The organism is Pseudomonas sp. S2_E02 (assembly GCF_054668355.1).
The window spans coordinates 5,368,468-5,394,306 of the sequence record NZ_CP162761.1 but is presented as its reverse complement, the minus strand read 5'-3'; the positions used below and the strand labels follow the sequence as shown (position 1 = coordinate 5,394,306).

At 60.5% G+C, this 25,839-nt stretch carries 23 protein-coding genes; 6 read left to right on the top strand and 17 right to left on the bottom strand.

Annotated features, from left to right (window positions below):
- Positions 1 to 120: 120 nt before the first annotated feature.
- Both gliR and AB4O01_RS24100 read left to right on the top strand, forming a co-directional pair.
- Positions 121 to 1,137 (top strand): AraC family transcriptional regulator GliR, encoded by a 1,017-nt coding sequence (gliR, locus tag AB4O01_RS24105; protein WP_460089821.1) that lies wholly within the window; start codon positions 121 to 123, stop codon positions 1,135 to 1,137.
- 517 nt (positions 1,138 to 1,654) lie between these two features.
- Positions 1,655 to 2,020 (top strand): DUF6124 family protein, encoded by a 366-nt coding sequence (locus AB4O01_RS24100; protein WP_099757938.1) that lies wholly within the window; start codon positions 1,655 to 1,657, stop codon positions 2,018 to 2,020.
- Positions 2,021 to 2,274: 254 nt separating this feature from the next.
- On the opposite strand, the gene AB4O01_RS24095 is transcribed toward AB4O01_RS24100, so the two are convergent.
- The 7 genes from AB4O01_RS24095 to AB4O01_RS24065 all read right to left on the bottom strand — a co-directional run bounded on the left by AB4O01_RS24095 (position 2,275) and on the right by AB4O01_RS24065 (position 9,344).
- On the bottom strand, positions 2,275 to 2,643 hold the full coding sequence (locus tag AB4O01_RS24095) for a glyoxalase superfamily protein (RefSeq protein WP_038357449.1): 369 nt from the start codon (positions 2,641 to 2,643) through the stop codon (positions 2,275 to 2,277).
- Between the two features lie 117 nt (positions 2,644 to 2,760).
- Positions 2,761 to 4,218 (bottom strand): N-acyl-D-amino-acid deacylase family protein, encoded by a 1,458-nt coding sequence (locus AB4O01_RS24090; protein ID WP_460089819.1) that lies wholly within the window; start codon positions 4,216 to 4,218, stop codon positions 2,761 to 2,763.
- Between the two features lies 1 nt (position 4,219).
- Positions 4,220 to 5,080: a MurR/RpiR family transcriptional regulator gene (locus tag AB4O01_RS24085; protein WP_186623020.1), complete on the bottom strand. Its 861-nt coding sequence runs from the start codon at positions 5,078 to 5,080 to the stop codon at positions 4,220 to 4,222.
- Positions 5,081 to 5,096: 16 nt separating this feature from the next.
- Positions 5,097 to 6,446 (bottom strand): GntP family permease, encoded by a 1,350-nt coding sequence (locus AB4O01_RS24080; RefSeq protein ID WP_116256499.1) that lies wholly within the window; start codon positions 6,444 to 6,446, stop codon positions 5,097 to 5,099.
- Between the two features lie 339 nt (positions 6,447 to 6,785).
- Entirely contained in the window at positions 6,786 to 7,679 is an 894-nt protein-coding gene (locus AB4O01_RS24075; RefSeq protein ID WP_460089818.1) for an NAD-dependent epimerase/dehydratase family protein, read from the bottom strand.
- Between the two features lie 102 nt (positions 7,680 to 7,781).
- Entirely contained in the window at positions 7,782 to 8,693 is a 912-nt protein-coding gene (locus AB4O01_RS24070) for a LysR family transcriptional regulator (protein ID WP_116256485.1), read from the bottom strand.
- A 60-nt stretch (positions 8,694 to 8,753) separates the two neighbouring features.
- Positions 8,754 to 9,344 carry an NAD(P)H-dependent oxidoreductase gene (locus AB4O01_RS24065; protein WP_460089816.1) on the bottom strand — a complete coding sequence of 197 codons (591 nt, stop codon included), beginning with the start codon at positions 9,342 to 9,344 and terminating at the stop codon, positions 8,754 to 8,756.
- Between the two features lie 184 nt (positions 9,345 to 9,528).
- Between AB4O01_RS24065 and AB4O01_RS24060 the strand changes: the two genes are divergently transcribed.
- Entirely contained in the window at positions 9,529 to 9,843 is a 315-nt protein-coding gene (locus tag AB4O01_RS24060) for a putative quinol monooxygenase (protein WP_460089814.1), read from the top strand.
- Here AB4O01_RS24060 and AB4O01_RS24055 read toward each other — a convergent pair.
- Positions 9,833 to 10,597 (bottom strand): sulfite exporter TauE/SafE family protein, encoded by a 765-nt coding sequence (locus AB4O01_RS24055; RefSeq protein ID WP_460089812.1) that lies wholly within the window; start codon positions 10,595 to 10,597, stop codon positions 9,833 to 9,835. The two genes, AB4O01_RS24060 and AB4O01_RS24055, sit on opposite strands and share 11 nt — an antisense overlap.
- Before the next feature lie 216 nt (positions 10,598 to 10,813).
- Here AB4O01_RS24055 and AB4O01_RS24050 point away from each other — a divergent pair, with 216 nt between their 5' ends.
- The 3 genes from AB4O01_RS24050 to AB4O01_RS24040 all read left to right on the top strand — a co-directional run bounded on the left by AB4O01_RS24050 (position 10,814) and on the right by AB4O01_RS24040 (position 12,936).
- Positions 10,814 to 11,695 (top strand): LysR substrate-binding domain-containing protein, encoded by an 882-nt coding sequence (locus AB4O01_RS24050; protein WP_093442329.1) that lies wholly within the window; start codon positions 10,814 to 10,816, stop codon positions 11,693 to 11,695.
- 55 nt (positions 11,696 to 11,750) lie between these two features.
- Positions 11,751 to 12,326, top strand: a complete 576-nt coding sequence (locus AB4O01_RS24045) for an NAD(P)H-dependent oxidoreductase (protein WP_137218889.1) — start codon at positions 11,751 to 11,753, stop codon at positions 12,324 to 12,326.
- A 199-nt stretch (positions 12,327 to 12,525) separates the two neighbouring features.
- Positions 12,526 to 12,936, top strand: coding sequence for a MerR family transcriptional regulator (locus AB4O01_RS24040; RefSeq protein WP_034154373.1), 411 nt, complete (start codon positions 12,526 to 12,528; stop codon positions 12,934 to 12,936).
- Positions 12,937 to 13,005: 69 nt separating this feature from the next.
- Here AB4O01_RS24040 and AB4O01_RS24035 read toward each other — a convergent pair whose 3' ends face one another.
- From AB4O01_RS24035 to AB4O01_RS23995, 9 genes are read right to left on the bottom strand one after another with little or no spacing between them, the layout of a single operon-like run.
- Positions 13,006 to 15,621: an efflux RND transporter permease subunit gene (locus AB4O01_RS24035; protein WP_460089810.1), complete on the bottom strand. Its 2,616-nt coding sequence runs from the start codon at positions 15,619 to 15,621 to the stop codon at positions 13,006 to 13,008.
- 33 nt (positions 15,622 to 15,654) lie between these two features.
- Positions 15,655 to 16,491: an outer membrane lipoprotein-sorting protein gene (locus tag AB4O01_RS24030; RefSeq protein WP_093442334.1), complete on the bottom strand. Its 837-nt coding sequence runs from the start codon at positions 16,489 to 16,491 to the stop codon at positions 15,655 to 15,657.
- Between the two features lie 57 nt (positions 16,492 to 16,548).
- Positions 16,549 to 17,847 carry a DUF1302 domain-containing protein gene (locus AB4O01_RS24025; RefSeq protein ID WP_460089809.1) on the bottom strand — a complete coding sequence of 433 codons (1,299 nt, stop codon included), beginning with the start codon at positions 17,845 to 17,847 and terminating at the stop codon, positions 16,549 to 16,551.
- 2 nt (positions 17,848 to 17,849) lie between these two features.
- Positions 17,850 to 18,614 carry an SDR family NAD(P)-dependent oxidoreductase gene (locus AB4O01_RS24020; RefSeq protein ID WP_212623043.1) on the bottom strand — a complete coding sequence of 255 codons (765 nt, stop codon included), beginning with the start codon at positions 18,612 to 18,614 and terminating at the stop codon, positions 17,850 to 17,852.
- Positions 18,611 to 19,348, bottom strand: a complete 738-nt coding sequence (locus tag AB4O01_RS24015; protein ID WP_093442345.1) for a 3-oxoacyl-ACP reductase family protein — start codon at positions 19,346 to 19,348, stop codon at positions 18,611 to 18,613. Before AB4O01_RS24015 ends, AB4O01_RS24020 begins: the two co-directional genes overlap by 4 nt.
- 9 nt (positions 19,349 to 19,357) lie before the next feature.
- Positions 19,358 to 22,228 (bottom strand): aminotransferase class III-fold pyridoxal phosphate-dependent enzyme, encoded by a 2,871-nt coding sequence (locus AB4O01_RS24010; protein WP_460089806.1) that lies wholly within the window; start codon positions 22,226 to 22,228, stop codon positions 19,358 to 19,360.
- Between the two features lie 54 nt (positions 22,229 to 22,282).
- Complete coding sequence (locus AB4O01_RS24005) at positions 22,283 to 23,491, bottom strand: beta-ketoacyl synthase N-terminal-like domain-containing protein (protein ID WP_460089804.1); 1,209 nt, start codon at positions 23,489 to 23,491, stop codon at positions 22,283 to 22,285.
- Positions 23,488 to 24,783 (bottom strand): beta-ketoacyl-[acyl-carrier-protein] synthase family protein, encoded by a 1,296-nt coding sequence (locus AB4O01_RS24000; RefSeq protein ID WP_460089801.1) that lies wholly within the window; start codon positions 24,781 to 24,783, stop codon positions 23,488 to 23,490. The genes AB4O01_RS24005 and AB4O01_RS24000 overlap by 4 nt, the downstream gene beginning before the upstream one ends.
- Positions 24,780 to 25,838, bottom strand: coding sequence for a beta-ketoacyl synthase (locus AB4O01_RS23995; protein WP_460089799.1), 1,059 nt, complete (start codon positions 25,836 to 25,838; stop codon positions 24,780 to 24,782). Before AB4O01_RS23995 ends, AB4O01_RS24000 begins: the two co-directional genes overlap by 4 nt.
- Between the last annotated feature and the right edge of the window lies 1 nt (position 25,839).

The following is a 25,839-nucleotide window of genomic DNA, read 5'->3' as shown; positions in this document are numbered from 1 at the left end:
CGTGTAGCCAATTGAGTCAAACGTCGCGCAAGCGTCAGCCATTTACTTTAGTCGGGGTTTCAAATTACCTTTCAGGCTATTTCGTCCGCCTCCGCTGCCGTTGATCAAAGGAATGGGATCATGCAATCGCTCGGCTACACCTCGGTTCCGCCCCTGCTCAAATACCTGCGCCACGCCGAACAACTGGGCATGGCCATCGAGCCGGCGTTGGCGGCGGCGGGTTTGCAGGCGCAGCAGTTGAGCGACAACACCCTGCGTTTGCCCGGTGAAGCGCATGAACGCTTGCTGGATTATTTCTGCGAGCACTCGGGCGATCCGTTGTTCGGGCTCAACGCGGCGAATTTCGTCCTGCCCAATTCGTGGAGCGTGCTCGGTTACATCACCATGAACTGCGCGACGTTGGGCGATGCGATGAGCCGGATCATGCCGTTCGAGAAACTGGTCGGCGACATGGGCGTCAGCCGTGCCGAGGTGCAGGACGGTCACGTGCATCTGATCTGGACCTGCCGCTATCAGCGCCCGCGCATTCGTCGGCATCTGGTGGAAAACGTCCTCGGTTCCTGGCTGCACTATGCGCGCTGGATCGCCGACACGCAGATGTCGCCGGCCGGTGTCTGGCTGGAACATTCGTGCCCGGCCGAAGCGACGCCTGCGCAATACGAGGCGTTTTTCGATTGCCCGGTGTTGTTCGATCAGCCGTATTCGGCGCTGGTCGTGCCGCTGGCGTATTTGCAGCTGCCGTTGCGTCAGGCCGATGCGCAGTTGCTGCGAACGCTGGAAGAACATGCGCTGGGCTTGATGGCGACGCTGGAGGATGCGTCGCTTGAGCAGCAGGTGAAAAACATCCTGCGGCAGTTGCTCAAGGAGGGGTTGCCGCGCAAGGAACAGGTCGCCGAACAGTTGAGCGTTTCGGTGCGGACGTTGCAGCGGCAGTTGCATCAGGCGGGGACGTCGTATCAGCAGATTCTCGATGATTTGCGTCAGGAGCTGGCTGAGCATTATTTGCTCAATAGCACGCTGCCGATTCAGGACATTGCGCAGTATCTGGGGTTTACCGAACCCCGCTCGTTTCACCGCACGTTCAAGAGTCGGCGCGGGATGCCGCCGGGGGAGTTTCGGCAGATGCATCGGGGGTGAATGCATGGGCCTCATCGCGAGCAGGCTCGCTCCCACAGTAGATCTCGGCGGCTCACAAATTCGATGTTCACTGCAGATCCATTGTGGGAGCGAGCTTGCTCGCGAATGCGCCAACTGCAGCACCCAATTCCTACAGGCAAATCCTCGATACTTGAGCGCAATAAACATCCCGCATCACAGGTGTTTAAAGACACTCAGCGTTACGCGAAACAGCCCACAAATCCTTGCGCCGTAACCTACGCCTGCGCCAGAATCCGCCGGCTTGTGCGCCCTGAGCATGCTGCGTAACTTGATTGCGTCACTGATTCCCAGTGATCGGGTTTAGTAGCCCGGCGGTAATTCTGCTGGTCGTACATTCATCACAGGTACTCGCGTACCTGAGCTTGATGGTGGCTGTACGCAGGGCGCTTCGGCGCGCCGGCTTTTAGCTGAGTTCCCCGGTCTACTAACCTGCGTGCAGCTGCCACCCTTTCGTTTAGTAGCCAAAGGGTTGCCGCTCAACAAAGGGAACACAGCTATGTTCAAGATAACGCCAAACCCGCCGGTCACCGACCCGGCCTCCCCCTACGAATCCGCCGATTCAAAGAAATTCCACGAAGCCGCCGAGCGCGCGCTCGACCACTACCTCGGTCCGACGAACGCCGACCTCATGGCAACGCCCTACTCCCCCAACACGCTGTACATGGCCAATCCCGAGGCAGGCACCGAATCCCTGCTGGCCGACGCCAGCGAAACGCTTGGCTCGGCGACCGTCATGCTCAACAACCATGCCGCGCAGGTTGAAGGCACACACCGCAAGACGCTGCAGGGTATTGCGCAAGTGGTGATGGTGGCGGAAATGGCCGTCAATCGCGTGTTGGACAGGTTAGTGCCGACCGAGTAACGAAAAAAGCCCGCTGCCCCAACTGTGATGGTTAGGTGGCGGGCTTCTTTTTGCGGTGTGCCATTTTCCCCTCACCCCAGCCCTCTCCCATAGGGAGAGGGGGCCGACCGAGTTGTCTGGCGCTAGACATCGACCTGAATGACCGAGTTGATTATGGATTCGACCGAGCAGGTTCAGGTCGGTGCATCTCTCAAGCATCCCCGAATCGGTCCCCTCTCCCTCCGGGAGAGGGCTAGGGTGAGGGGCTGTTCAGTTCAGAGACAAATCGCGTTGGTAAACACCAACCGATTACCAAACGGATCAACGATCGTCATGTCCTGGCTCCCCCACGGCATCGCCTGAATACCCGGATGCGAAAACTTGTAATCCTTGGCCTCCAACTGCTGCTGAAACGCCTCCAGCTCATCCGTCTCGATCCGCAGCGCCGAACCCGGACACGCGTCGCCATGATGCTCGGACAAATGCAGCACACACTCGCCACGCGACACCTGCAGATACAACGGAAAATTCGCCTCGAAGCGATGCTGCCAGTCGATCTTGAAACCCAGAAAATCGACGTAGAACTCGACAGCTTTGGCTTCATCGAAGATCCGCAGGATCGGGGTGGTTTTGCCGAAGCTCATGGGGTGCTCCCTGACTGGTTGGCCCGACAGTGTAGACGGGGTGGATGTCAGCAATTCGGCCTGTTGATGACTTTCTTTAATCTCAGAGTGCCACCATGAGACGTGGCGCCATCAGAATCAATGAAACCCTTGGCGCAAATCACCTTCGCGTGCCAGAAAACGCCCTTCTCTCCTGCCATTCGCCTGTCCATCGCGGTAACTCAACACGCCATTGATCCAAACCCCATCAATCCCCTGCGCAGCCCGCTGCGGATCACTGAAGTCCGCGACATCACGCACGGTCGCCGGATCGAACAGCACCAGATCCGCCCAATAGCCTTCACGAATCTCACCGCGTTCCTTCAAACCAAATCGCGCCGCCGACAATCCGGTCATCTTGTGCACGGCGGTGTGCAGCGGGAAAAGCCCGACGTCACGACTGAAATGTCCGAGCACCCGTGGGAAAGCGCCCCACAGGCGCGGATGCGGGAACGGGTCTTCCGGCAGTCCGTCAGACCCGACCATCGACAACGGGTGGGCGAGGATTCTTCGTACATCCGCCTCGTCCATGCCGTAGTACACCGCGCCGGCCGGTTGCAGGCGTTTGGCGGCATCGAGCAGCGGCAGATTCCATTCGGCGGCGATGTCGATCAGGTCGCGACCGCTGACTTCCGGGTGCGGCGTCGACCAGGTGATGGTGATGCGATGCGCGTCGGTGACTTGCTTCAGGTCCAGCGTCGAAGAACTCGCCGCATAGGGATAGCAGTCGCACCCCACGTGCTGGGTTTTAGCGGCCTCTTCCAATGAGGCGAGCAATTGCGGACTGCGCCCCCAGTTGCCGACGCCAGCACACTTGAGGTGGGAAATAATCACCGGTGAACGCGAGTGACGGCCAATGCTGAACGCTTCTTCCATCGCCTCCAGCACCGGTTCGAATTCGCTGCGCAGGTGCGTGGTGTACACCGCGCCGAATGCCGTCAGTTCTTCGGTCAGTTGCATCACTTCATCGGTGGAGGCGTTGTAGGCGCTGGCGTACGCCAGACCTGTGGATAAACCCAACGCACCAGCCTCAAGGCTTTCGCGTAACTGCTCGCGCATCGCGGCGATTTCTTCTGGCGTCGCGGTACGGAACAAATCATCCAGATGATTGCTGCGCAGCGCCGTGTGGCCGATCAGTGCCGCCACGTTCAGCGTGGTATTGGCCGCTTCCACCGCCGCGCGGTAATCGCTGAAGCGTGGATAAACGAATGCCGCCGCTGTGCCGAGCAGGTTCATCGGATCCGGTGGATTGCCCTTCAATGTCACGGGCGAAGCGCTGATCCCGCAGTTGCCGACAATCACCGTGGTCACGCCTTGGCTGAGCTTGGGCAGCATCTCTGGCTGACGAATCACCACCGTGTCGTCGTGGGTGTGCACATCGATGAAACCCGGCGCCAGCACGCGGCCAGCGGCGTCGATTTCTTCGGTTGCCGTGACGTTGTGCAAGTCACCGATACGCTCGATGCGGCCCTCACGGATCGCCACGTCGGCGCGGTAACCGGGCATGTTGCTGCCATCGATGATCAGGGCGTTGCGAATCAGCGTGTCGTACAGCATGTCAGTCTCCCAGCGGCAGGTGATCGTCGCCGCCACGGTATTCGTCGAGGGCGAGTTTGATCCGCCGCAGACGTTCTTGATTGTCTTCAGGATTGGCCAGTGCCAGCTCGGTCGCCAGCACATCGATGGCGAGCAGCATGCCGTAGCGGGCCGCCGTCGGTTTGTAGATGAACGAGGTTTCTGCGCCTTGCAGCGGCAGGACGATGTCGGCCAATTGCGCCAGTGGCGAGTCGGCGCGGGTGATCGCCAGAATGCGTGCGCCGTAGTTGCGCGCCAGTTCGACAGTCTCGAGCAATTCCGGGGTGATGCCAGTCAGCGAACAGACGATGAGTACTTGCTCGGCGTTGAGGCTGGCGGCGGTGACGCGCATCATTACCGCGTCATGGCACACGGCAATCGGGTAGCCGAGGCGCACCAGGCGTACCTGCAATTCGTCGCTGCACAGGGTCGAGCAACCGCCCATGCCGAAGGCGTGAATCATCCGTGCCTGACCGAGCATTTTCACCGCATCGGCAAAGCGCGATTCGTCGAATCCGGCCAGGTGCTGGCGCAGCGTGGATTCAATGTCGCCGACGATCTGCCCGTAAAACGCCGACTGCTCAGGCGTGCCCGCCGGGTCGAGAAAACGGCTGCCGACGCCGCTGGCCTGAGCCAGTTGCAGGCGCAGATCACGCAGGTCGCGGCAGCCCACGGTGCGGGCAAAACGCGACAGCGTGGCGGTGCTGACTTCGGCGCGTTGCGCGAGGTCTTCGAGGCTGGCGCTGGCGGCAAAACCGACGTCGTCGAGCATCAGCCGGGCGATGCGACCTTCGCCGGCGCTGAAGGAATCCTGGCGGGCGCGGATCTGGTAGAGGATGTCCATGGGCGGCGGGCTCCGGTTACAGCAGGTAAGAGAGGCCGACGGTCAGGCCGAACGCGACCAGCGAGATCAACGTCTCGAGCACGGTCCAGGTCTTGAACGTCTGCGCGACCGTCATGTTGAAGTATTCCTTGATCAACCAGAAGCCGCCGTCGTTGACGTGGGAAAAGATAACCGAGCCAGCGCCGGTCGCCAGCACCAACAGTTCAGGGTGTGGATAACCCAGACCAATGGCCACTGGTGCGACCACGCCGGATGCGGTGGTCATGGCCACGGTCGCGGAACCGGTGGCGACGCGCATTAACGCCGCGAACAACCAGCCCATGATCAGCGGCGACAGGTGGAATTCGTGGGCGAGACCGACAATCTGATCGGTGACGCCAGCCTCCACCAGAATGCGGTTCAAGCCACCGCCAGCACCGACCAGCAGGGTGATACTGGCGGTAGGTGCCAGACATTCGTTGGTGAATTTCAGAATCGATTCACGGTTGAAACCCTGGGCGATACCCAGCGTCCAGAAGCTCAACAAAGTCGCCAGCAGCAGCGCAATCACCGAGTTGCCGATGAACAACAGAAACTGATTGAAACCGCTGCCCGGGGTAGAAATCAGGTTGGCCCAGCCGCCGATCAGCATCAGCACCACCGGCAACAGAATGGTCGCCATGGTGATGCCGAAACCCGGCAGTTTGTCGCGCGGTTCGCGGTCGAGAAATTGTTTTTCCAGCGGGTTATCCGCCGGCAATTGAATGCGCGGCACGATGAATTTGGCGTACAGCGGACCGGCAATGATTGCGGTCGGAATGCCGATGGCGATCGCATACAGCAACGTCTGCCCGACCGATGCCTGATAAGCCTGCACCGCGAGCATCGCCGCCGGGTGCGGCGGCACCAGCGCATGCACCACCGACAGGCCGGCGACCATCGGCAGGCCGACCATCAGAATCGACACGCCGACGCGACGTGCCACGGTAAAGGCAATCGGCACCAGCAACACAAAACCGACTTCGAAGAACAGCGGCAGCCCGACCAAAAAGGCGATGCAGACCATCGCCCAGTGCGCGTTCTTCTCGCCAAACTTGTCGATCAGCGTACGCGCCATCTGCTCGGCGCCGCCGGACTCGGCCATCATCTTGCCGAGCATCGTCCCCAACGCGACCACCAGCGCAATATGCCCCAGCGTCTTGCCTACCCCGGCCTCATACGCCCCTACCACACCCGACGGCGGCATCCCCGCGACCAGCGCAAGACCAATGGAAATCAGGGTGATTACGATGAACGGGTTGAGCCGGTAACGGGCGATCAACACGATCAGCGCAATGATGGCGACGGCGGCATAGACCAGCAGCCAATAGCCGAAGGAAGGCGTCATGCGGTACTCCTCGAAAGGGTCACGTTCGAATGGGTTGTGAAACTCATAAATCATTTCGAGATCGAGATTTCAAACCGCATGAAAGTAATTTTCGTGGAGAGGCAAGACGTGTCGCTAATGGATATGTCTTGTCGTGACTAATGAAAATTTCGGGGCGGGATTTACATACTTTTACAGCCAACACAGCCCCCTGTAGGAGTGAGCCTGCTCGCGATTGCGTCGTAACAGTCAATATCATCATTGGCTGAATGACCGCTTTCGCGAGCAGGCTCGCTCCCACAGTTTTGATCGCACTCTTCCAGACAGAATGCGCAAAACCTGTGGGACGTAGCGTACGGATCACACCATTTCGTTACGAATCCATTCAACCACCGACGTGCGTTTCGGTGCCCAGCCCAGCAGTTCGCGGGCGTGTTTGCCGCGTACGCGGCTGTTGGAACCGAGGCCGTAGTTGGCCATTTCGTAGCCCCATTCGGCTTCGGCGTCTTGCAACGGCCAGTCTTGCGGTTGACCCAGGTTCAGGGCTTCGGCCATGGCGGTGGTCATGTCGATGAACGATGCTTCGCCGCTTTCGACGAAGTAGAAAGTACCCGATACGTTCTTGGTCAGCGCCAGCAGGTACAGGGCGACGACGTCTTCGATGTGCACGTTGGACCAGATGTTCTGGCCAGTGCCAACGTGGCGCACCACACCGCTTTTACGCGCCTGTTTGAGCAGACGCGGCAATTGCACGCTGTCGCGGATAACGCCCAGGCTGTGGCCGTAGATCAGCGTGTTGCAGATCACCGCCGAGTTCACGCCGTCGTTCGCCGCTGCGAGGATCAGGTTATCGATTGCCACGCGCGCTGCTTTGTCGACAGTCGGCTCTGGCAAGTTGTCTTCGTAGTAGATGACATCGCTGGACTTGCCGCCCGATGCATCGCCGACGATGCTCGAACCGCTGGTGTGCAGGAACACTTTGCTGGAACCGCGCAAAGCATCGAGCAACGCTTCGACGGCGCCGCGATGGTCGCTGCTGGCGGCGTTGATTACTGCGTCGGCAGCACGGGCCTGTTCGGCGAGCAATGCTTTGTCGTCGAGGGTGCCGATGACCGGGGTCATGCCCAGCGCCTTGAGCTCAGCCGCTTGTTCAGGGTTGCGCACCAGACCGGTGACTTGATGCCCGGCCTTGACCAGACCGCTAGCGATGGAGCCGCCGATAAAACCGGCAGCGCCGGTGACGAATACGTTCATGGAGAAACTCCCTGCGTGAATAAGTGATGGGTCGAGTATCGGCCTGTGGGTCCGAGGAAAAACCCGCCCTCGACCAATTCACTCTTGCGCAGAGGTCACGAATCAGCCCTTGAAATCGGCGCTGGCGTAAGCGGCGAGTTTGCTCTGGATAAAGTCGAGGAAACACTGAATGCGCAACGCCAGTTGCGAGTTCCGGTAGTACACGGCGTTGATCGGCTGGCGATAACCGCTGTTGAATTCAGCGAGCAAGACTTTCAGGCGCCCGGCCCGAATGTCATCGATGGTCATGAAGTGCGACAGGCAGGCGATGCCCTGCCCTTCCAGCGCCAGATGGCGCACGGTCTCGCCGCTGGAGGCGCCGATCGCCGGGTTGATCGGCCAGCGGTCACCGTGCACGTAGCGCAGCGGCCATTGGTTGAGGCCTTCGTTCTGAGTGAAGCCGAGCAAGGTGTGTTCGCTCAAGTCCGCGACTTGCTGCGGCGCGCCATGTTTTTTCAGGTAAGCCGGACTGGCGACGATCAGCAGCGGACTGCAACCGAGCGAGCGCGCATGCAGCGTCGAGTCAGCGAGGGTGCCGATACGGATGGCGATGTCGGTGCTTTGTTCCAGCAGGTCAATGATCAGGTCATTGCTGTTGAGTTCGAGCTGGATGTCCGGATAGAGGCGGCGGAATTCGTCGATGTACGGGACCACTGCGTGGAGCATGAACGGTGACGCGGCGTTGATCCGCAGGCGCCCGGACGGCGTTTGCTGGCGCGAGGACAGGCGTTCTTCAAGTTGATCCATCTGATCGAGAATCAGCTTGGCCTGCTCGAAGAAATACTTGCCCTCTTCGGTCAGATCCATGCGCCGCGTGGTGCGGTTGATCAGTGTGGTGTCGAGTTTGGCTTCCAGCTTCGACAGCGTGCGGCTGACCGCCGACGGCGTTTGCCCGACCTGTTCGGCGGCAGCGGAAATCGAACCGCATTCGATCACGCAGACGAAAATCTGCAACTCATCGGATCTGGCTTTCACGGGTGTCCTCAAATCGATTGGCCTGCTCCGCAGGCTCAGGCCTTCGATAGTAGCCGAGCATCAGCCCTTGAGGCCAAACACCTCGGTCAGATGCTGCTCGTAACGCGCCACATCAGCCTCGATGTTCGGCCGCTTCATCACATCCACACAAAGGAACGTCGGCAACCCGGTCATACCGAGAAACTCGTTGGCCTTGTGGAATGGGAAGTACACCGCGTCGATGCCTTTGGCTTCAAAGAAATCAGTCGGGTCATCGAAGGCCTGCTGCGGTGCGTTCCAGGTCAGCGACAGCATGTATTGCTTGCCCTGAATCAGACCGCCGCTGCCGTACTTCTGCGACGCATCGGAACGGGTGCGGCCATCGCTGGCGTAGAGGCTGCCGTGGCCCTCGGTGAAGACTTCGTCGAGGTACTTTTTCACCGTCCATGGCGCGCCCATCCACCAGCCCGGCATCTGATAAATGATCACGTCGGCCCAGAGAAATTTCGCCACTTCTTCGGCAACGTCGTAGCCCTCGTCGATGAAGGTGGTTTTCACATCGAAGCCGCCACGATCCAGCACGCTCAACGCGGCTTCATGCAGAGTGGCGTTGTAGCGACCGTCAGAGTGGGCGAATTTTTTACCGCCATTGAGCAACAGCACTTTTTTCATGAGAAAGCCTCGGCGCAGCCATTGGGCTGGATGGAGAAGGGAAACTGGAATGGCGGCAGATTAACGATCCGCCTCGCGCGGAATAAGGCCCGATCGCGCAAAATACATTTGATCAAAAAGCACGAATCCATCGCCGATTGTTGCAATAACATCCGCGGCATTCTGAATGTGAGGAGTCGTTGTGATGAGTGAACGTTTGGGTTTTATCCTGCACGCCAAGACCCGCCCGGAACAATCCGAGGCTTTCGAAGCGCTGTTTCGCGCCTACGTCGAACCGAGCCGCGCCGAGCCAGGTTGCGTCGAGTACCACATGCTGCGTGATAAGGAAGATCCGACGCTGTTTATCTTCTACGAGATCTGGGCGTCGCAGGCGCATCTGGATGTGCACTCGAACCTGCCGCATATGAAGGCTTTCTTTGAGCGGCGCATGGATTATCTGGAACGTGATTTTGATATCCGCCAGATTGAAATGCTCAGCGAAGCTTCGGCTAACCGCTGATCAATAAATGGGCGCCAAGCGCGCCCATACCGATAAAGAACACCCGCTTGAACAGCACGGCGCTGATGCGTTCGCGCAGCCATTGGCCCAGCAACATACCGAGAATGGCCGGGATCAGCGCCAGCAGCGAAGCACTCAGTTCGCCGCCACCGAGGGCGCCACGCCAGAGCAATCCTGCGGCCAATGCCAGCGTCGAAACGGTGAATGACAGGCCCAGTGCCTGCACCAGTTGATCGCGGTTCAAGCCCAGCGCTTGCAGGTACGCCACCGCCGGAATCACGAAGACGCCGGTGGCCGAGGTGATTACGCCAGTGATCAAACCGCACGCCGGACCCAGCCAGCCTTCATGGCGCGGATTGACGCTCAGCGTTGGCAGAAACAAACCACTCAACGCATAGAGCAATAACGCCGCGCCCAACCCGCGCACCACCCAATGCCCGCCCGCCATGCCGATCGATAACGTGCCTATTCCGCTGCCGAGGAAAATCATCAGCAGCATCGGCCAGAGGCGTTTGCTCAGTCCTTTCAAGTGCCCGCCGAATGCCAGTTGCCAGACATTGGTCAGTGTTGCCGGGATGATCAGCAACGCGGCTGCCTGCGACGGTGCCATAGCCAGACCGAGCAAGCCCATGGCGACGGTGGGCAGGCCGAGGCCGATCACGCCTTTGATCAGGCCGGCGAGGATGAACGTCAGGATGACCAGTAAGGACAGGGCCAGACCGAGGTTTTGATAGAAGTCCGCGAGTGTGTTCATGGCGCTACTGTGCGCCAGTCGGGGTTGGCTGAAAATCTGCCATATACTGATGGTGCCTCTCTTTTAGCAAGAGGCTGATTATTCCATTGAGGCTTCTGGCCCATTCGCGAGCAGGCTCGCTCCCACATTGGATGTGTGTCGTACGCAACTCCCTGTGGGAGCGAGCTTGCTCGCGAAGGGGCCAGCCCGAACACCCTAAAACCAGAGGCCACCCTCATGCACTTCGACCTCACCGACCTGCGCCTCTACCTGCACATCCTCGACACCGGCAACATCACCGCTGGCGCCGTCCGCAGCCATTTATCGCTGGCCGCCGCCAGCGCCAGAATCCGCGCAATGGAAGCCTCGCTCGGCATCGATTTCCTCGAACGCGGCCGTCGTGGCGTCACCCCGACGCCGGCCGGTAAAGCGTTGGCCCAGCACGCGCGCATCCTCCTGCAACAGGCCGAACGCCTGCAGCAGGATCTGGCCGACTATGCCCAAGGCGTCAAAGGTCAGGTGCGTTTGCTGTGCAACACCACGGCGATCACCGAATACCTGCCGGAAGTACTCGCGGACTTCCTGCGCGATCATCCCAATCTCGACATCGACTTGCAGGAGTTGCCCAGCGCGCGCATCACCCATGCCTTGCGCCAAGGCGCGGCGGACCTCGGGATCGTCTCCGATGCGGTCGACACCCACGGTCTGCAGACCCGGCCCTTTCGCGACGATCCATTGGTGCTGATCCTGCCCCCTGAGCATGTTTTGGCGAGTCAGGCGTCGCTGACGTTTGGTGAAACCCTGGCGCACGACTACGTAGCGCTTGGCAGCCACAGCGCGTTGGCGATTCACCTGGAGGAACAGGCGCTGCACATCGGCCAGCGCATGTCGATCCGGATCCGTGCCGATGGCTTCGAGGGCGTCATGCGCATGGTGGCGCGAGGTGCGGGGCTGGCTATCGTGCCCAAGGTGGCCATCGAGCGCTGGGCGGCGGTGCACTCGGTAACGTGCCGGCCGCTGGACGAAGTCTGGGCGCATCGCACCTTGCAACTGTGCGCACGGGACTTCGACCACCTGCCCGGTTACGCCCGGGCCTTGTTTGATGCGCTGGTGCCTTGACTCTACCGCTAGGGGCAGACTCTATCCTGTGAGCTTCATTTCAGGAGTACACACAATGAGCAAACGAATGCTCGTGATACTGGGTCACCCCTCCACCGACAGCTTTTGCGGGGCATTGAGTGAGACTTACGTTCAGGCCGCCAAGGACGCCGGGCATGAAGTGCGGCTGCTGCGTCTGGATGCGCTGGAGTTCGACCCGGTCCTGCACGAAGGCTACAACAAGGTGCAACCACTGGAGCCGGACCTGCTGCAAGCCCAGGCCGATATCACCTGGGCTGAACATCTGACATTCGTCTATCCGATCTGGTGGGGCGGGATTCCGGCACTGTTGAAAGGCTTCGTCGACCGGATTTTCCTGCCGGGTTTCGCCTTCAAATACCGCGAAGGCAAAGCCTTCCCCGACAAGCTGCTCAAAGGCCGCACCGCGCATTTGCTGGTGACCATGGACACGCCGTACTGGTACTACAAATGGATTTACGGCATGCCGGGGCTGAATCAGATGCGCAAGACCACGCTGGAATTCTGCGGCATCAAGCCACTGAAGACCCTGACCTTCGGGCCGATCCTTGGCTCCAAGCCAAACCAGCGCGATGCCTGGCTGGAACAGGCGCGCGTGACCGCCGCCGTCTAAGGCTTTCCAGCCGCCTCAACTGACGGCGCACAAGTCGCCGTCAGTGCCTCTTCGGGCTTCCTCCACGAGCCCGTCCGTCGCCTGTGCACGTCATTTACGCGCAGTTGCCATTTTCAGATGATATTGGACATATAATCGCCGCCGATCCGGCATGACGCCCGATCGCGCTACGCTATGTTTGACCATCGAGACGGACCTTATGTATATCGGCAAAGCCGCCCAGCTGTCGGGCACCACAGTCAAAAGCATTCGCCATTACGAAGAAATCGGTCTGTTGCCCGAGCCCAAGCGTGAAGGCAAATACCGTATCTACAGCCAACAAAGTGTCGAAGTGTTGACGTTCATCAAGTGCGCCCAGCAACTGGGCTTCAAGCTCAAAGAGCTGCAGGTGATCCTCAACAACTACCGCGGCGACGAATTCCCGTGGGACATGGCGCAACGAGCCATTGCCGAAAAAAAAGCCGAACTGGTGACCCAGATCGGCGATTTGCAGCAATTGCATGATGGCCTTGAGGCGTTTGAACACAACCTCAACGACGCCCGCCAGGAATGTCAGTTCGAGCGCATCGCCCGCTATGGCGAAAAAAACCCGGTCAATACACTGAACTGAAAACCCTGCTGCGCCGCATGACCGGGTTCGCCCGTCGTCTCAGGGCAGGCGCGCCCGGTCGTTGGCGAATCAGCCCGGTACCGCCTCCCCTTCTGTGCGCAGCGCTTGAACCGGCGCATGCACCGGTGCTATCGCCGCAAAGAACCACGGTGACACCAGCGTCACCAGGACAATGGTCATGACCCCGCTGGAAAACAGCGCCATCGCCACCAGTGCACCCAGATCGACAATCGGCTTGAAGTCGGAAAACAGCAGCGCCATGAAGCCTACGGAGAAGATCACCACGTTGATCACCGTCGAGCGGCCAACGCTGTGCATCGCCTGCAAAATAGCCGCGTCGATCTCAATGCCCTGCTGCACCAGCAACTTGATGCGCGACAGCAGGTGCACCGCGTAATCCACCACGCCGACCACCAGGAACGTCACCAGCGTCGTGCCGATGTTCAGCTCAATACCGAAGAGGAACATGAAGCCATAGACCGTCACCGACGTGGTCAGCAAGGTCAGCATGCCGAGCACACCGAGGCGCACCGATTTGAGCCAGTACATCATCATCAGCGTGACGACCAGCAAGGCCAGGGAAAAACTCAGCACCTGGCCCTGAGTGATTTCCTGCAACACCCCGGTCCAGATCAACGGCGTGCCGGCGTGGGTCACTTCCAGGTTGGCCGGTTTGTTCACCAGCAACCAGGCATCGAGGCGATCGAGCATGCCCTGATAGTCGCTGGCGACGGACGAGGTCATGGTGTACAGGGTCAAGGCCTTGGAGAAATCGGCGTTGAGCACGTTGTTCAGGTCCGAACCGCCGCCGTTTTCGAACAGCATCACGTGCTGCTCGATCAGCGAATTGCCCGGCACTTCAAACTGCTCGACCTGCCCGTCGTCATTGACCGAGGTGACCTTCTCCACGGCATTCGGCACCCGCAGATACTCCGGGTTCATGTCGTTGAGCACCAGGTTCATGCGCTTGACGTACGTGGCCAGCGAGTAGCCGTAACTGACGTTCGGTTGCTGCTTGATGAAGTGGTCGAGCTTGTCGATGAACTGCACCACTTCGGTGGTCAGCACGCCGCGCGGCTCTTTGCTGTCGATCGCGATCCAGCCCGGCGCCGTGCCCGCTACTTTGGCGTGGTTGATGAACTGATCCGACACGCGAATGTGGCTTTCCGGCTTGAAGTAAGCAATGCCGGAGTCTTCGATATCGACGCGGAAGGTGAACACGGTAGCCAGTGCCAGCAGCGGCAGAATGACCATCAGGATCGGTTTGCGAAAGCGGATCATCCAGGCACAGAACGCCACCAGATACCGCGAGATGATCGATTCCTTGTGTACTTCAGCCTTGGCCTGCTGCGGCTGATCCTTGCCCCAGATCGCGATCCACGCCGGAATCAGCAGCAGCGAAATGATTAACGCTGCCGTCAGACCGATCGACATGAACACGCCGAAATTGCGGATGCTGACAATGTTGTTGGTGGTGGAAATCATGAACGTGGCGATGGTCGTCACGGTCGTCAACACCACCGGCACCACCATCAGACGCTGGGTTTCACGGTTGGCCTCACGATTGCTCTTGCCCGCGTTTTTCTGCTCGTAATATTCAGCCATCACGTGGATCGCATCGGAGCAGCAAATGGTGAAGAGGAACACCGGCAGCACACTGGTCAACAGGTCGAACGGCACCCGCAACAGCGCCATCAGGCCCAAGGTCCAGATGGTGCAGAACAGAATGTTGAACAGCGGCAGCAGCACGCCCAGTGGTTTGCGGAAGAAGAAAATCAGCAGCAAGGTAATCAGCAAAAACACGATCGGAAACAGCACGGCCAGGTCATGATCGATGATCTCCTGCTGCGCGGCGATGAAGATCGGCATGCCGGCAATGAAGATTTCGTCCTTGTACTCCGGGTGTTCGGCCTGATATTGCGCGACGATGCCGCGCACGATCTGATAGGCGCGCAATTGCGCCTGAGCGTCGTCCTGCTTGGTGCCAAGTTCGGCCACCAGCATCGCGACTTTCTTGTCCTTGGACACCACCCCGTCGACCATCAATTCGTTGCCCATGATCTGCGACTCGACCAGCGCCGGGTCCATGTCATAGGCATTCAGGGTTTTGTGGATCAACAGCTCGCCGTCGTCGGTCAGGACGATGTTTTCCAGGTCGCCCATCGAGGCCATTTCGCGGATCGGGTTGATCCGCTCGGCGAGAAAGGTCAGGAACAGCTGATCATGGGAATCCCAGTTTTGACTCTGGGCATGATCACGCAAGGCCTTGGCGTTAGCGTAATCGTTCTGCGAAAAGCCATCCTCGAGAATGTCCCGGGTCAACAACTGCGCACGGCTGTCGTCTGCATGCCGGGCGACGATTTGCGCCAACTGCTCCTTGTCGGCATCGTTGGCCAGAATCATCTTGCGCACTGATTGCGACATCGAAAACAGTGCGTTGAGCGTCGATTTGTTGAACACCGTTTGCGGGTTGTTCAGCGCCACCATGACCGAGTCGAACGTGCCGGTGAATTCACCCTGCAAATCGATGATGGTCTTGCGCGCCGGGTGGCTTTCCTTGAGCAGATAAGGGTTGGTGTCGGACACCAGCGCGCCCAGCGTATAAGTGAAATACGCCGTAATCGCCACCAGCAGGAAAACAATCGCCCGCGCATAGCGCTCGACGAAATTCAGATATCTTTCCATGATCATGCGGTTCCAGGTCGTCGGGGTCGGCGCTTAGCGGGCAGACACGGCAAAGTCCGGCAGGTCACCGGTTTTCAGCCCGCGTTTGATGGCGGTCTGGGTGAAGAGGCGGTCTTCCAGAGAGACGTTGTACTGCAACTGGTTGAAGCGCATTTCCGAACGCGTGCCGTCGATGAAGTGCTCGGTTTCACTGAGCACGATGCTGTCGATCGAATCGATGGTCGCGACTTTCTGCGTGCGCATCTGCTTGATCAGCACGCCTTTGACGTCGAAGAAATCCTGACGCATGACCAGGAAGTTCTGCTTGTCGATCCACACCTTCAGCTTGTTGTAACCAGTCTTGGCCAGCACTTCGGGGGACGCCGGTTCGCGCTCGATCACGTAGCAGTCGCGGCCCTTGATCTGTTCTTCGCCGACGAGCTTCTGCGAGTAATCCTTGACGCGGATCTTGTCCAGATCGGCGTACGAGTACTCACTGCCCATGAACGAGCCACGCTTGTCGGTGGTGGAGATGCGGCGGGTCTGGCGGCTGACTGGCAGGTACATCCACTGGCTGTCTTCCAGGCCGAGGGTTTCGTGCGGGTTTTCGATGTGGAAGGCCACGTCACGGACGTCAGTCGGCGCGGAAAAGTACATGCTGAACTTGTCGCTGTCCGGGTAATCCTTTTGCAGATAGGTGAACTCGCGAACCCGGGTATTACCTTTCTTGTCATGCAGGATCAGCGAAACCTGGGACATGAAGCTGTTCCCGTCATTGCGATCGCGTACCTGACGGATGATCTCATCGGCATTGCCAGCCTCGGCGGCACTGGCGCAGGCGCTGCCAAGGATCAAAGCGGCGGTGGTCAGACTTTTCAAAAACGGCAACATAACAACTTCCTTTTCGTTGGATGAGTGCACCTGCGCGAGCGCGGCAGGCGTGATGGGTCAGAACAGATAACCGGCCGACAGCCGCACTTGATCGCGCTTGCTGTACTCGCCAAAAGACCTGTCGGGTTTGCCGAAGAACACATCCACTTCCAGGCCGAGCTTGATGTAGTCCACCGGCTTGTAGGTGAAGATGCCTTGCAGCAATGCGTTGTCCTGAAACGGTGGTGAGGCAGCAGCGACCAGACGACTCTTGAGACGGTCCTGCCAATGGGTGCCTTCGGCCGACAGGGTGAACAGCGGTTCGCGTTTGTCCTGCAACATGCCGTCCTGCCAGTCGAGCAACACCTGCTCCTGCCATTGCGCGGAGATCAGCCAGTCGCGCAACAGGTAGTCGACACCCAGCAGTGACTTGACCATAGGCGTGCTGTCCGCACCGTAGGCACGCGTCGGATTGGTCACGCGCCAGTTGTCGAAATACGCCACCTCGCTGCGCACCACGATGCTGTGCCCGGCGTCGATCGCCAGCCCGGCACCGCCCATGGTGTAACGGGGAAACTGCCGTTCCAGCCGCGTACGGCCGTCGTCGGCGAGGCCTTCGACCGCGTACACCGGGTCCTGCTGACGCGCGCTCAAGGCGACAAAACTGGTGTCCACCGCGCCGATCCGGCCGTTGGCGCTCAGGCCATAGGAATAGCCTTTGTCGCCGTCATAGCCGGGCTTGGAGTCGAGCAGGAAATACTGCGGGTCCGGCGTAGCAAACAGTGGCGCGGCAAATTCACTGCCCTCAACCGGCGCCTGGTTTTTCACGAAGTCAGTGATCCACAGCGCCTCCAGCTCCCACTCGCCCAGCGGTTGCGCAAAGCGCACCATGGGCACGGCGATGCGGCTGTCTTCGAGCAGCGGCGTCAGACCGTCGCGATAGTCCAGCGGGTTGATCTGATCGAGCACGCGCAATTCATCCGCGCGGCCCCAGACCACTTGCTGCCAGCCCACCGTCACTTCGCCGTCACCCAGCGAATGGCCGACGTAGAGGTGCCGCCAATCAGCGTCGAAACGGTACTTGTCGCGCGCCCGTTCGCTGTACGGATTGTTGCCGTCATAGCGCGCGTCGTAACGCACGCGCCCCTTGGCCTTGTAGTAACCGCCCTCCCAGTTGTCTTCCAGGTTGGCTTTGAAATACACGGCTTTTTGCGTGACCTGATCGTCGCCGTGCAGACGCATGGCCGTGGCCACGCCGACTTCTCCGTCGGCGTAATCGGGCTTCAGATCAGCGACGGTAAATTCGGCCATCGCGGCGGGCGCAGCCATGCACGCCCACACCGCACCCACAATGTGACTGTTGTGAAATCGAAGCATCGCTACATTCCCAACCCGACACCGCCATCGATCACCAGACTCTGCGCGGTCACCCCGCCAGCCTCGGGGCTGGCCAGGTAACGCACCATCGCCGCCACTTCTTCGCTCTGGATGAAACGGCGCATCGGCAGTTTCTTCTTCGCGTTACGCACGATCTGCTCCTGGGTCAAACCGGCAATTGCCGCTTGCGTCGCCAGTTCACCCTGCAACATCGGCGTATCGATCCACGCTGGCAGAATCGCGTTGACGGTGATCTGCCGCGAAGCGAGATCCAGCGCCAGCGCCTTGGTCATGCCGACGATGCCGTGTTTGGACGCGCAGTACGCGGTGTTGCGCACCTTGCCGGCACGACCGAGGATCGACGACATGTTGATGATCCGCCCACGGTCGGGCATCAGCGCCAGACACAACGAGGTCACGTAGAACGTGCCATTGAGGTTGACCGAAATCACCTTGTGCCAGTTGTGCAGATCTTCCGGTTCGTTCTCGTTGCAGATGCCGGCGCTGTTGACCAGCACATCGACGTATTCGACTTGCGAGCCGAGCTTCTTGAAGAACGCCTCCATGGCCGGCAGGTCGGCAATGTTCGCCGCGTGGGTTTCGACCCGCGCCTTGATTTGCTCCTGTTGCTCATCGACCCAGCGCTGCAGTTCGGCCAGATCGAGATCCAGCAGGATCAGGCGATTGTCGGCGTCGGCGGCAAAGTTCTCGGCAACCGCGCGGCCGATGCCTTTGGCCGCACCGGTGATCAGAATGGTCCGGCTCATGGCATTTTCAACCCGCCGTTGACCGACAGGACCTCCCCGGTCAGGTACAAACCGCGATCGGCGAGGTACAGCACCGCTTCGGCGATTTCTTCCGGTTCGGCGTAGCGTTTGATCAACAGACGCGACTGGATTTCTTCTTCCTGACTGCCGATCAGCGCCGTACTCATCTCGGTCTTGACGATGCCCGGGGCGACCGCGTTGACGCGAATGTTGCGCGGCGCCAGCTCCACCGCCAAGGCACGGGTCAGCGATTCGACCCCGCCCTTGGCGGCGGCATAGTTGCTTTGGCCTTTGCCGGGCTTCTGCGCCGCCACCGAACTGATGTTGACGATGCAACCGCTGCGCTGGCGCAACATGCCCGGCACCACCTGCTGACAGCAGAGCATCGTGCCAATCAGGTTGGTCTGGATCACCTCGACCAGGTCGCGCGCCGACATCGTCGCGAGCAAGCCGTCACGGGTGATGCCGGCGTTGTTGACCAGCAGATCGATACGCTGAAAATGCTGATCGACCCGTTCGAAAAACGCCTTGATGCTGTCGCCGCTGCTGACATCGCACTGCAACGCCAGACAATCGATGCCCAACGCCTGTACCTCATCGCGCAAGGCCATCGCCGCGACTTCATCGCGCACGTAACTGAACGCGATCTGATAACCCGCCCCGGCCAGGGTCTGGACAATCGCCCGGCCGATGCCGCGACTGCCACCGGTCACCACTGCTACTTTATTCGGCATGACCGTTCCTTAAAGCGAGTTGTCGGTTTTGAACTGCGCGAGGCTGAAGCCGTGAGTCGCCGCCAGTGCACGAATCTGCTGCACTTGCTCGCGGCTGATGTCGCCATAGGAGTAGTGCTGTTTCATCCCGGACAGGCCCATCAGCACCGACTCGGCCATGCACGCGTACAACTGACCCTGTTTGAGATAGGCGCGAACGTTTTTCACCAGGCCATCGCCCAGCGGCGTCTGCACGATGCCGCCGTGCATGTAGAGCACGTCGGAGCGCTGGCTAGTGAGGTTCTGGTCAACGTTCAGCGGCACGGCGATGTCGCAGATCACGCTGTTTTCGGCGAAGTGTTCGGCAAAGAGAAACGGCTGCGGTGCGTTCGCCGCGCAGAGCACGATGCGCGCCTGTTTCAGCACATCAAGATCGTTGCTGACGGTGATGAAGGCGCTCGCGCCCAAGCGTTCTTCGACCAGTTTCGCTACGCGCAGCCCCAGATCGGCACTGCTGCCGTGGGCCTGCAACAGCGCATCGATTCCATCAATTTGCTGCAGGCGACGGGCGAGGCGATCGTGTTCGGCGACACCCTTGAGAATCGCGCGGGCGGCTTCGGCGTAAATCTGTTGCGCGGTTTTTTCCAGACGACGCAGGGAACCGTCGCGGCCGCTACCGATGAGGATCAGGTGCTCGACGCTGGTCGACAGCAGCGAGGCGTAGGTCGAGGCGATGTTGCCGGCGGCACCGACCACTGCAGCGGTCTGCTCGCCCAGCTCAAGGCCTTGCTGTTTGCAGCCCTGTTCGATGGCTTCCAGGCCCATGCCGATGGTCAGCGCGTTGCCGGAAGTCAGCGCCATGTCGGGAATCTGCAGCGCCTGGCAATTGTTGGTGACGATCGAGGTGTACATGCCCAGCCCGGCGACGCTGTAGCCTTCGGCGCGGGCATCCTTGATACGGTTGCCGACTTCTTCGCGGATGGTTTGCAGATCGCCGCTGGCGATGTACGCCGCCATGGCGTCGGAATCCATGCACAGCGGGTACAGGGTGAACTCCACGGCGGTGCCGAGTTTCGAGCGAATCTGCACCGGGCCGATTGGCGCGGCACGGCGCTCGGGGGCCATGCGTTTGATGAACTCGCGTTTCTGTTCAGCGCTCAGGGTCGACAGTGAAGGATCGACGTCGCTGAGCATGTCCGAATCAATCAAATGGTTGATGAACGCCACGCGGGCCACCACGCGCACGTTCTCATCAGACTTTGGGCGGGTTTCGGCCTCCTTGAAGCTGACCTCACGCGCCGGTACATCAGCGATGCTGTCGGCACACACCCCGGCGGCCAGCGGGAAGGCATCGCGGCGGCGCAACATGTCGCAGACTTTCTGCAGGGAGCCGATCAAGCCGTCGATTTCTTCGAAGGTGATGCACACCGGCGGCTCCAGTCGAATCACATTGGCGTTGCTGCCCGACGGCGCCACGCGCAGGGATTCGAATTGCAGCAGGTAGCCGGCGATGATGTAGCCCAGCGCATCGTTGTACTGCGCCGAGGCCTGAACCAGTGAACTGGTGCCGGTCAGGTCGTGCAGTTCGAAGCCCAGCAGCAAGCCGCGCCCACGCACGTCGGCGATGACGTCCGGGTACGCTGCTTTGAGTTCCAGCAGCGAAGCCTTGAGGTACTCGCCCTTCTTGTTCACGTCCTTGAGCATCGCGCTGTCGTTCTCGAACAGACGGCGCAAGGCCGACAGGGCGATGTGGCAGGACGCGTCATCTTCGGCAAAGGTCGAACTGTGGATGTAGCTGAAATCGTTTTCGTAGTGGCTGGCGCGAATCACCGTCGCGGCGATTTTCATCAGGCCACCGCCGAGCGCTTTCGACAGGCAGTAGTAATCACCCTGCAAGTTGAAATGGCTGGCGCCAAGCAAGGTGCCAGTGCGGCCGAAACCCGATTGCACTTCGTCGATGATCAGCGGGCATTGCTGCTCGTTGCACAGACGCCGCAGGCCCAGATAAAACTCATTGGCAAACTCGTTGATGCCGCCCTCGCCCTGAATCGGCTCAAGTAATACGGCGGTGATCGCACTGAACGCCTCACGGCGAACCTGCAGGGTTTCGCCGCTCCATTCCAGGCTCAGCCAGTGACGCACGTGGCGGGCCGGCAGCTCTTGCAATTGCTGGGGTTGCTGCGGGTCGATGAACTCGACGTTGAGGCCGAAACGGGCGAACGGCTTGCGGTACTGCTTGCCATAGGTCAACTGAACGGTGTTCACCAGTTTGCCGTGGAAGCTGCCGCGTACAGCGAGGAACACCGGCTCGACATGCAGTTGCGCCAGGTTGTGCTGACGCACCGCTTCGGCCACTTGGCGCACGGTGACGCAGGATAGATTCTGCGGCAGCAGGCCGGCGGGCAAATCGAGATCGTCGATGTCCAGTTCGACGTAAGCCTTGTCGCTGGCAACCAGATTGGCGAGGGCGAAATCACGCTCGTCGAATTGCTTTTGCAGGTTTTTCTGACGACGGTATTCGGCGTGCTTGACGGCGATTTCCACCGACTCTGCGCCACTGTTGGAGAAGGTCGAAATGTAGCGTTCGCTGTTGTTCAGCTCACGGTTGAACGCTTCACTGAGCTCACGCCCCAATTGACCGGCCGCACCGCGCACCGACATCTGCGCATTGAACGGCACATCGGCACGCAGCAGGTCGACGAGTTGATCGACAAATTGCGGATCGTTGTGGCCATACAGCGCGGCGCCGTAACCGCCGAGGAAGTCAGTAACCGTCACCTCTTCGCCCTGGCGGTCGCGGTAAAACAATTTACTGCCCAGCGCTCTGTGGAACTGGCACTCCAGGCCCAGGGCCTGCATCAATTCAACGAATTTCGGCCGTACGTAATCGCGGTAATCCATGACAGTTCTATCCCTTGAGTAAAAAATCAGCTGCGTTTCGTTGCGTGCCGACGGTCAGTCAGCCGCGTGAAATTCGAGTTGGTAACCGGCGCTAAAACCGTTGTCGTCGCGGTTGATGACCAGGCAATCGTGGAGCACGGCATCGCGCGGCCCGCCGATAACGAACGGCAGATGCGCATCCAGCGGTTGCTCCAGGCCACTGACCGGCGGGATGCTCTGCGCCTGCAAAGCCAGCCGGGCAAAGATCAGATCAACCAGGCTCGGTGCACCACTGAGCATGCCGGTCAGCGGCGTGCTGCTGGTGATGTGCGCGGCGCCGGTTCGCGCCAGCGTGCGGGCCAGATCGGCATCCTTGTGCGGATCGCCAGTGGCGCTGCTGATCAGCAGATCCACCTGTTTGTCCGGCAAGCTCAGCGAGTCCAGACGCGGATGGGCGAACAGTGCTGTCAGGCAGGCTTGCGGCCCGCCCGGCAGATCATCGGCGCGGCGCAGTACCAGCGCCGCCGCACCTTCGCCGGCAATGCCGCCACGGCCCTGGCGATCAAAGGCACGCAGGCTTGGCGAACCGTCGGTGCTGATCACCCCCGCCTCGGCCAGTGCGGCGAGGGCCAGCGGATCCAGTTCACTACCCGCGCCCACCACAATGGCCGCATCGATCCGACCGCTCTGCAACGCCGCGCAGGCTTCGCGCAGCGCCGCCAGATTGCCGGCCACGCCTTGCATGTAGGCGTTGCATTCGCACTCAAGCTTCAAGGCCAGACTGACGACGCCGAGCAAACCGTTGCTCAGGCTCTTGAGCACCAGAAACGGATCGAGCGCGCGCTCCTGCAACACACGTTTGGCCAGACGCTGCATGTCGGCACCGCTCTCGGTCTGACATTCGTGCAGCAGTTCACCGTAAGACGCGAGCGAGGGATGGGTGTAACCGCCCTGGCAGCAATAGAGACCAAAACGCACGTTGTCGCGGCCCGGTTCAAGCTCGGCCTCGGCCAACGCCTGGCGCACCGCACTGACGCCCCAGATCACCGCCGGCGGGCAGTAACGCTGGAGGTTTTGCGCAACGTCCTGACGGCTACGTTGATGATCTCGATCAGCGATGTGCCCGAACGCAGTCACCCGCTCGCTGCGGAACAGCGACGAGTTCAGGGGCGAGATTGCGCTGCGCCCTTCGCGGGCCGCCGCCCAGAAACCCTCAACGCCCCAGCCGGTGGGCAATACACAACCGCTGCCGGCGATCGCGACACGTACAGTGGCGTCAGTCATTTTCCATGCTCCCGATATTTGCCAAGGGCCAGCGAGGTATTGAGGCCACCGAAACCAAAGGAATTGCTCAACGCGTAATCCACTCGGCGGCTGACGGCTTGCCCGGCGCAGTAATCCAGATCGCACTGTTCGTCGGCGTCATGCAGGTTCACCGTTGGCGTGACCAGATCGTTGAGGCAGGCCAACGCGGTGACGATGCATTCAGGGGCGCCAGCGGCCGCGATCAGGTGACCGAACTGTGATTTGTTGGCGCTGACGGCCAGGGTTCGATAATGCTTGTGCTCGGCGAACACGCTTTTGATCGCCAGGGTCTCGGCCACGTCATTGAGCGGTGTCGAAGTGCCGTGGGCGTTGATCAGATCAATCTGCTGCGCGCGCAAACCGGCGTCATCCAGCGCGGCCTGCATCGCCAGTGCCGCACCGCGTCCTTCCGGTTGCGGTGCGGTGACTTTGTAGGCATCCAGACTGCTGCCGAAACCCAACACCTCGGCATACGGCGTGGCGCCACGGGCCAAGGCATGTTCGAGGCTTTCCAGCACGACAAAACCACCGCCCTCGCCGGCAATCAGACCGCTGCGGTCACGATCGAACGGACGGCACAGATCCGCGCCCCAGCGCTGCTCGCCCGACGCGGCACCGAGTAGATACAACGCGGCCATGGTGTCGAGGTTGAGCACCGAGTCGGCGCCACCCGCCAGCGCAACGCTGACTTCTCCGCGACGAATCATCTGGAAGGCATTGCCAATGGCTTGTGAAGCACCGGCACAGGCACTGCTGATATTGATCACCGGTCCTTCACAGCCCAGGTCGTCGGCGATTACCCGCGCCAGACGATCGTTGCTCTGGCGCAGTGAGCCATCGGCATTCACTTGCCCGGCCCGCGGCATCAGGTACGACCAACTCGGGGTGCCGCCATTCGGGGCTTCAGTCAGCAGCATGTCGGCGAGCATGTGCTGCGGTGCTCCCGAAGCACACAGCACCGCCGCGCCCCGCAACTGTTCTGGCTGCAAGCCGCTGTCACCGACTGCCTGCGTGGCAGCCACCCAGCCAAACCGACTGCGCTTTTCCAGCGGCATCGTCCAGGCCGGATGGCTGTGCAGTTTTTCCGGCAACAGGCGCATGTCGACAGGCGCGGCATAACGCACCGCGAACGACGCCTCTTGCAAGTCGTCCGGCTGCCATGGCCGCACGCAATGTTCGGCGCCGAGCATTTTTTCCCAGAGGGTCTGCCATTCGAAACCGAAACCGGTGACGGCGCCCATGCCGGTGATCACAATCCGTGTCGCACTCATGCGTGCTTCTCCATGGTTTCACTGGCCAACAGCAATGCGCCCCAATGACCGGCGCGAATGTGGCTGACGAGCAGCGTGTAACCCGGTGCCGCCGCCGTATCACCGCTGAGATGCAAAGTCAGTGCGGCCTCTGTCAGCAAGCCGCTGGCGCCCAGTTCGCCGGTCATGGCGCGGGTACTGCGAATCTCGCGCGGGAAAGCTTCGAGCAACTTCATCACTTGCCCGTCAGCGCAATTACCGACGATATGCTCGACGTCGCCGACCCGCAGTTTTTCGACGCTCAGGACCTGATCGATGACGCGCCGACCCACCGCCACAGAGCGTTGCGGATCGTTGCTGTAACCACGGGCAAATCCGGCAATGCGCACGGCGTGTGCCGCACCCGGTGCTGGTGTCGACGCCAGCAACAGCGCGGCGGCGCCCTCACCGAAAATCGCTTCGTTCGCCTGATCGGGCTCGCGCAGATACAGGGCCGGGGTCAGGTTCGGGCTGCTGCTGACCACCAACGCGGCGTCGGCATGTCGCTCGCCAATCTGCTGGCAAGCTTCGATCAGCGCATCCAGCCCGGCGTTGTCCTGAGAACAAAATCCACCCATTGGCCCATGGCAATTCAATGCTTCAGCCACATAGGCCATGACGCTGCTGTTGAGCAGGGTCAGCGCATGCAGGGGCGGTGTGTTGGCCAATAACTGCGCCAGTTGTTTTTGCGGCTGTTCGATGATCGCCTGCACCGCATCCCAGCAAGGACTCGGCGCGTCGACTTCAGGAATGGCCGCTGTCAGGGCAATGCGTGACGCGGACAATTGCAGCGCCGCCAGCGCTGGCGCCAGCCGTGCGGCGCAATGCAACAGGCGCAAGCCCTGCGGTTCGACGCTGCGCTGGATCTTGCGATCAAACAGATCACTGGCCAGTCGCGGCGTCGGCAAGGCAAACGCCTGACGCTGTGCGTCAAAGGCCAGCGGTTGCGCCGCGCAGGGTGTGCCGAGCAAGTCAGCGCATTCACTGCCCGCCACATTCAGCACCGCAGCGGCATTCAGGTAGATGGCTCGGTTCATG